This is a genomic window from Methanoculleus sp. UBA413 (assembly GCF_002502935.1).
In the GTDB taxonomy this organism is placed as follows: domain Archaea; phylum Halobacteriota; class Methanomicrobia; order Methanomicrobiales; family Methanoculleaceae; genus Methanoculleus; species Methanoculleus bourgensis.
On record NZ_DAQR01000117.1, the window covers coordinates 4521 to 5262 of the forward strand.

Sequence of the window (742 nt, forward strand, 5' to 3'; positions counted from 1 at the left end):
TCAATCCTCATGTCACGATGGAGGTCACGGCTGCGGCGCTCCCGGACCCCTGGGGGGTCTTCTGCGGCCTTGATGATGTCATTCGACTGCTTGAGGGGCTCCCGGTGGATGTGGATGCGATGCCGGAGGGCTCGGTCTTCTCCAGAAACGAGCCGGTCCTCAGGATATCGGGGCGCTACCGGGATTTTGCGGTCTACGAGACCGCCATCCTCGGGTTCCTCTGTCACGCCTCGGGAGTGGCGTCGGCGGCGGCGCATATCCGGCTCGCCGCCCGGGACCGGCCGGTCTTCTCCTTCGGGTCGCGCCGCCAGCACCCGGCGATCGCCGCGATGATCGAGCGGGCGGCCTGGATCGGTGGGGTGGATGCTGCGAGCAACACCTGTGCGCCTGAGGGGATCCCGCTCGCGGGGACGATGCCGCATGCGTTTGTGATGTGCTACCCGCAGCCGGAGGATGCCTGGCGGGCGTTTGCGCGGGAGGCGGGCCCGGAGGTGCCGCGGATCATGCTCTGCGACACCCTCTCCGACGAGAAGGTGGAGGCGGTCAGGGCGGCGGAGTGTGGGGCGACGGCGGTCAGGCTGGACACACCGCGGTCCCGGCGGGGGGATATGCGGGCGATCATCGAGGAGGTGCGCTGGGAGCTCGATGTCCACGGCTATTCGGACGTGAAGATCTTCCTCTCGGGCGGGCTTTCGCGCGAGGATGTCGTCGCCTACCGCGACGTCGCCGACGCCTTCGGCAT

The 742-nt window shown here is 68.6% G+C and carries 1 protein-coding gene; it reads left to right on the plus strand.

Annotated features, from left to right (window positions below):
* Positions 1–17 precede the first annotated feature (17 nt).
* On the plus strand, positions 18–742 hold a 725-nt coding region (locus BP858_RS09765), incomplete at its 3' end, for a nicotinate phosphoribosyltransferase (protein WP_349680577.1).